Source organism: Vibrio hepatarius, from assembly GCF_001274785.1.
In the GTDB taxonomy this organism is placed as follows: domain Bacteria; phylum Pseudomonadota; class Gammaproteobacteria; order Enterobacterales; family Vibrionaceae; genus Vibrio; species Vibrio hepatarius.
Window position 1 is genome coordinate 22,668 of sequence record NZ_LHPI01000031.1, and the last position, 6,000, is coordinate 28,667.

Sequence of the window (6,000 nt, forward strand, 5' to 3'; positions counted from 1 at the left end):
AAGCCCACACTTGAGTCAGCTTTTTTGTTGCTATAGTCATCAAGTTAAATGAAAAAGGTGCCACGATGAGAGAGCGAGTTCTATTTTTTGATTTATTACGCTGCGTAGCCGCGGTCGCGGTGATCGCGATTCACGTACTGGCACCATATCGACACGAGTTGGGTAATATTCCGTTTGACCAGTGGTTTACCGCCGTGGCGACCAACAGTGTGACTCGCTGGGCTGTCCCTGTGTTTATTCTTATCTCTGGTGCCTTGATGCTCAGTGACAAACGGCCATTTGAGCTGGGCTACTACATCAAAAGACGGCTTGGCAAGGTCTTGGTTCCGTTTCTGGTCTGGTCGTTGTTTTACGCGTACTTGTCCGGTTGGACCGCAACTGGCTTTGACGGCACAACAACGTTGGAAGTTCTAAAGAATAGCCCGTCTCATGAAACCTACTACCACTTAGGATTCTTCTATTACTTTATCCCGCTCTACTTTGTGATGCCGTTATTTCAATGGCTGGTCAAAAATGACAGGCTGAACCTGCTTTATGGATTCGTCACGGTTTGGTTAATCACAACCTTGTTGTATCTATTTAGAGTAGCGGGGCCTTGGGACAATGAACTGTGGCTGTACAGTGGTTATTTACCGCTGGGTTACTTGTTGTGGAAAAAACTGCCGATCGATAAGACGACATTATGGAGCTTTGTGGCGCTAGGTGGCGGAGCTTTGATGATCACCGTGTATATGGTGGTCAGTGGCAGTTTATCTGCGGGAGAGTACACCGTAGGTCGTTGGTTATCTTACAAAACACTGAATGTGGTGCTAGCCGCCAGTATGATTTTTGTTGTCTGTCGTTATGTCGCCGATAAAGTGACGCCAGCGGCGATGAAAGTGATCAGTCTGATTAGCCAACACAGTTTGGGTATCTATCTACTGCATCCAATCTTTTTGTGGCCGATGAAAGAGTTTGGTTGGTATCAGGGACATCCCGCTTGGGTTATCCCTGTTTGGATTGTACTCAGTGGCGGAGGCTCGTTGGCGGTCAGTTGGCTGCTGTCTCGCTCTAGCAAGACCCGTTGGTTGTTACCTTAACGCTTGATTGCAAAGTGGAGGAACTTGTTGCCTTGATAGGTCAGGGTTCCTCTGTCTCCCGGGTTTAGCGCATGAAAGTAGTGCACACCCACCTGAAACTCTCGTTTTGGGCCTAAGCGGCCTTTCTGCACGTAAATCCAGTATTCTTGCTCGTCTTGCCCTGGTGCTGCGTCTTCCACTTCAATTGTCTGCTTATCGAGTACGGTGACCTCGGCGGTTTGCTCCGGAGCACCGACACCTTGAATGTGTTTCTGAAAAAAACGATTAAACGCCCACGCGCTTAATAAGATAAACACCAATATCGCGACAACCAATGAGATAGGCATGATGAGTCCTCCTTATTACCCCCGAGTATTTTAGCTCTAATTTGCTGCAGAAAGGCTAGTTAGCGCAATTGTGTGATAGCACAGTATGAACCTTGATGAATTTCTTAGAGACAAATCACATGGGTGAAGGAAAATTGTCAGTAAGCTAATATAGCTAGTTGTTGATTCCTATACATTAATTTAATTGTATTGCGAGGCAGCGCAAAAGTAGCCTTAAGAAAGGGGTTCCTTAATGGCGCTTTGTCGTCGTGGTTTTAATTCAGGCTCGAGAATAAGTTAATGGGAATGGATACCGAAGTTGGATTAGCCCTTCATAGCCCCCTAAACTTACCAATGTGGAGGTAAACTATGTCTGATATCGAAAAAGTGGTCATGCGAACGAGGAAAATAGAAAGCTTGCTCCGCACTCAGTACCACGCAGAAGGCAAAGGGCTGCATCAGTTGATTACGAGCTGTGAAGAGCGTTTACCTCATGATGTTATCAGCAAGCTGCGCTTTATTGCGACGATTAGAAACAAGATCGTTCACGAACATGAGTACAAGTTAGAAAACAGAAATGACTTTTTGCGCGTGTGCGATGAATGTGAAAAAGAGCTGACCCCACGAAGCAGTCGCTTTGTATGGCGGGCTGCGATCGCGTTGATGACGTTGATCACGATAGCAGCATTATTCTTCTATTACGCTCATTGGGATGTTTTGTCATCTCATCTTTAGAAAGCGATCAAAACTATCACTTTTACGTATTGTGTAAAAATTAGAAATGCGTCTATGTCTTAGGCGTGTTTTGTACGAAAAATCTGCTGAAAAACAAAAAGGGACGCTAATGCGTCCCTTTTTGTTTTCTAAGTCTTGTATTAGTACATCATTGGCAGCGTCATTAGGCCAACAACAACCGCGATCATTACAAGTCCTTGTTTTTGAGATGAAGTAATCATAACACTGCTCCTTAAAAGTGATGTTTCAATCTATGTAAATTAGAATAGCAGTGTTTTTAGCCTTTGATCAAGTGATTCTTTTAAAATGGCACTAAAATTTCATCTTACTGACAATGAATTTACATGTAATTGCGTTAGTTTTTTGCTTTTTTTGTTGGTTTTAATCTGTCTAATATATGCTCTAACTTTGTTTTGTTGGTTGTAAGTTATTGTATTTTAATGAGTATAATGTTGTTTTGATAGTGTTGTTAATTTGTTCTTTGTGTTTTTGGTGCTTATCTTTGTAAGATGGCTGATATCCTAGTTTTACTTTGGTTTTTTGACGGTATTTTCACAGGATGAGAATTCTTCTTAGAAGTGGTATTTAAGTTGCTAGGTATCGGATAGCTATTATGAATATTTCCAATGGGCTGAATATTGTTGCTTTAGAAGTGATTGCTTTTAACTTGTTGTTTTTAGTGGTTTTTATTCTGATTGTTGGTGTTGTGGTTTTTATGTGGGTGGCTTTTTAGCTTGTAGGTGATCTTGAGTGGCTGTAGAGGGTGTTTTTCTGTGTTTGTCTAGGTTGCTCAGTATAAGCTGACCGCGTCTAAACACGCCTTGTCAATTTTGTTGTACTGTTTAGCTAGGTTGCAGAAGCATAATCAAGATCCAAGTTTTGCTTTTCTATTCTGGACTTCTGGCAAGCCCTCCATACACTGGCGACTCAGTTTAAAAGAGGTGATCTCATGTGGAGCTGGCTTTCAGTCGCGTTATCAGGTTTTATTAGTATTTCTGCTAGTGAAAGCAATCAAAACAAACAAGCTGCAGCGTTTAAAACATTGTCAATGGTGATGCTGGTGGTGATGCTTTGGAGTCAAGGTACGTCACTAGGGCTGTCTGCTTGGTGGATTACGTTGGGTTTACTGATCTCTCTACTCGCGGATAATCTCTACATCCTTAATAAACAGAAAAAACTCTGTTTTGCCTCTTACATTGCCGGTCAGCTTTGTTACAGCACTTCTTTTTGGACGCAACTTTCAGGTGAAATCGTTTGGTGGTTACCAGCGATGTTACTGGCGATCGGTATCGTGGTGTTTTTCCTGATGTTGCCTAAGATCGACAAACTGCTTTTCCCCGTCGTGATCATGGGTATGATGTTGCTGCAACTTAACTGGGCTGCAGGGGAAGTGTGGCTATTTACTGATACCACCGCGAGTCTCGTCGGTTTTCTCGGCACACTAACGTTGACTTTATCCGCTGCTTTACTGGCCGTGCACGATTACCGTCATCCTATTGCGTATGGTCGTTATCTAATCTCTGGCAGCTACTTACTTGCCCATTCAATGATTACTGCCACTTTGATTATCTGAAATCAAAGTGAGCGACCAAAATTGCCTTTAATCTCCAGTCATCAACTGATGAGTGGAGTAATTCGATGGCAACTGAAATTCATGCCCATGCGGTTTTAGATTTATTGCGCGAACAACCAATGAGTGAAACTGAGCTTAGAGAGCTGGTTAACAGTGAGTTTGGTGAAGAAGTGCGTTTCAGAACGTGTAAACTTTCAGGGTTTGATTTGGATTCTTTACTGGAATTCTTTATTAAGCGCGAGAAGGTGATTTTGTCTGACGGTAAATGGACCGTCAACGCGGCGCGAGTTTGTAACCACTAACGCGTTTATTTGCCTCCAAATTGTACAGCTGTGTTGGTATACTTCGCCGACTTTCTATTCATTCTGAGTAGTGCTATCTGTTTTGGAGGCTAATTAATGGACATTCTTTCTGCCGCAACCATGTTGTTTCTCATCATGGACCCGCTTGGCAATCTTCCTATCGTCCTTTCCATCCTAAAGCACTTAGATCCAAAACGTAGACGTAAGGTTCTAATTCGCGAGCTATTTTTTGCCTTAGGTATTCTGATGCTGTTCTTATTTGCCGGTAAGAGCATCATGAACTTTTTACACGTTCAGCCGGAAACTTTAAGTATTTCGGGTGGTATCATCCTGTTTATTATCGCGATTAAGATGATTTTCCCAAGTGCGGGTAGTATTACCGGGTTAGCCGCAGGTGAAGAGCCGTTTATTGTGCCGATGGCGATTCCGATGATCGCTGGTCCTTCGGTATTGGCCGCGTTGCTGCTGCTTTCTAGCCAGCATCCTGACAAATTAGTCGAGTTGTCTGGCGCCGTCCTACTGGCGTGGGGTATGACCTTCATCATTTTGATGTTCTATAACTTCTTCCACCGTATTCTCGGTGAGCGCGGTCTAAAGGCGGTAGAACGTTTGATGGGCCTGTTGTTGATTATGATCTCGACACAAATGTTCCTTGATGGTGTCAAAAGCTACATTGGCTAACAATAAAAAACGCCGCTCATAGGAGCGGCGTTTTTTATTGTGATAAAGAGTTTTTACATCATATGTTTACGGCGGATATCGAGTAGGGCAAAAATGCCGAAGATAAGAATCGACCACTTCTCCCAACCGCTCATTTTGACTTTATCGCCAAACGCGCCGACAAAGATCAGCATTTGCAGACCGTGCATGATGAACAGGAAAGCCGCCATAATGTAGAGCGCGATGGCAGCTTTGCCCGGAAACGGCATGAAGATGTTTAAGATTAATACCAGCCAAACAAAGCCAATTGCGGCTTTTGCCAATAACAGTAATGCTTTCATTTCGACTTCCTGATTAGATTTTTTGTCGTTCAAATAGGCGATAGCAGACTTGCCCAGCGGTCTTTTCGCGGTGTAAGTGCCAGTGAGCCGGGATACCTTCCAGCGCTAATTCTTTCTCGGTCTCAATATAAATCATAGCGTCATCGGCAAGCCAACCATTTTGTTCCAAAAGCGTAACCGTTTCTGTCAGTAAGCCTTTTCTGAAAGGTGGGTCGATAAATACCACGTGTTGTGGTTCCCCTGGTTGCTTGAGAAAGCTCAGCGCATCGGTATTGTGAGCTTTGAGATTGGTGGCATTTAGCGCCGCGATGTTTTTCTCGAGCTGCTTGAACGCTTGCGGATTGAGCTCAACCAGCGTCACCATCTCTGCTTGGCGTGAAGCGGCTTCAAACGCTAAGCCTCCTGAACCGGCAAACAAGTCAAGACACTTAGCTCGTGGCACGTCCTGCGCCAGCCAGTTGAAGAGCGTTTCTTTGACACGATCTGTGGTCGGGCGTAACCCTTCTGCGTCATGAACAGGTAGTTTTCGACCTCTCCATAAGCCGCTAATGATGCGTACAAAGCCGCTGGATGGCTTTTTTTGTGATGTGTTTTGCTGGCGACGTCTTACCATAGATTTTTTGACCGCTAATAAAGTGATACTATACCCAGTCGCTCAGCAATTAAGCTCTGAGTACAGCCCAAATTTCGTTGATGACAGAGTGTATACCATCGCTATTGAGCAGGAAACTTTTCACTCTGTTGTCATTTCTCTTTTCTAAACAGGCACAATGCCCCCGGGAAAGAGCCAGAGTAAATATAAGACAATCTAGGATAGCCCCAGATGACGGAAAAAAAGAAGCGCGGATTACTTTCTTGGCTTGGCTTTGGTGATGAAGACCAAGCAAAACAACCAGTAGAAGAAAAACAACAGAATCAAGTCGAAGAAGCTGGCGAAGACGCGCAAGCCGTTGAACAAACACCACAAGACTCAGACACTAAACTAGCAGAAGCAGAAGCAGAAGC

The 6,000-nt window shown here is 44.0% G+C and carries 8 protein-coding genes and 1 pseudogene; 6 read left to right on the plus strand and 3 right to left on the minus strand.

The features are described from left to right. The first annotated feature begins 65 nt into the window (after positions 1-65). A complete protein-coding gene (locus tag AKJ31_RS20675; RefSeq protein ID WP_053410924.1) occupies positions 66-1,079 on the plus strand; it encodes an acyltransferase in 1,014 nt (337 codons plus the stop codon). Here AKJ31_RS20675 and AKJ31_RS20680 read toward each other — a convergent pair. Then, complete coding sequence (locus tag AKJ31_RS20680) at positions 1,076-1,405, minus strand: DUF2500 domain-containing protein (protein ID WP_053410925.1); 330 nt, start codon at positions 1,403-1,405, stop codon at positions 1,076-1,078. The genes AKJ31_RS20675 and AKJ31_RS20680 overlap by 4 nt on opposite strands. A gap of 348 nt (positions 1,406-1,753) precedes the next feature. Between AKJ31_RS20680 and AKJ31_RS20685 the strand changes: the two genes are divergently transcribed. The 4 genes from AKJ31_RS20685 (at position 1,754) to AKJ31_RS20700 (ending at position 4,675) form a co-directional block, all read left to right on the plus strand. After that, positions 1,754-2,119 (plus strand): hypothetical protein, encoded by a 366-nt coding sequence (locus tag AKJ31_RS20685; protein ID WP_053410926.1) that lies wholly within the window; start codon positions 1,754-1,756, stop codon positions 2,117-2,119. Between the two features lie 949 nt (positions 2,120-3,068). Beyond that, entirely contained in the window at positions 3,069-3,692 is a 624-nt protein-coding gene (locus tag AKJ31_RS20690; protein WP_053410927.1) for a lysoplasmalogenase, read from the plus strand. A gap of 65 nt (positions 3,693-3,757) precedes the next feature. Continuing rightward, positions 3,758-3,994, plus strand: a complete 237-nt coding sequence (locus AKJ31_RS20695; RefSeq protein ID WP_053410928.1) for a YecH family metal-binding protein — start codon at positions 3,758-3,760, stop codon at positions 3,992-3,994. 96 nt (positions 3,995-4,090) lie between these two features. Next, positions 4,091-4,675 carry a YhgN family NAAT transporter gene (locus AKJ31_RS20700; RefSeq protein WP_053410929.1) on the plus strand — a complete coding sequence of 195 codons (585 nt, stop codon included), beginning with the start codon at positions 4,091-4,093 and terminating at the stop codon, positions 4,673-4,675. A gap of 53 nt (positions 4,676-4,728) precedes the next feature. On the opposite strand, the gene AKJ31_RS20705 is transcribed toward AKJ31_RS20700, so the two are convergent. Beyond that, the gene (locus AKJ31_RS20705) at positions 4,729-4,995 is read right to left on the minus strand and encodes a DUF1145 domain-containing protein (protein ID WP_053410930.1); all 267 of its coding nucleotides are present in this window, start codon (positions 4,993-4,995) and stop codon (positions 4,729-4,731) included. Between the two features lie 13 nt (positions 4,996-5,008). Then, a complete protein-coding gene (gene rsmD / locus AKJ31_RS20710) occupies positions 5,009-5,608 on the minus strand; it encodes a 16S rRNA (guanine(966)-N(2))-methyltransferase RsmD (protein WP_053410931.1) in 600 nt (199 codons plus the stop codon). A 210-nt stretch (positions 5,609-5,818) separates the two neighbouring features. On the opposite strand from rsmD, the pseudogene AKJ31_RS20715 reads away from it, so the two are divergent. After that, positions 5,819-6,000, plus strand: a pseudogene (locus AKJ31_RS20715) (signal recognition particle-docking protein FtsY); the annotation flags it as partial.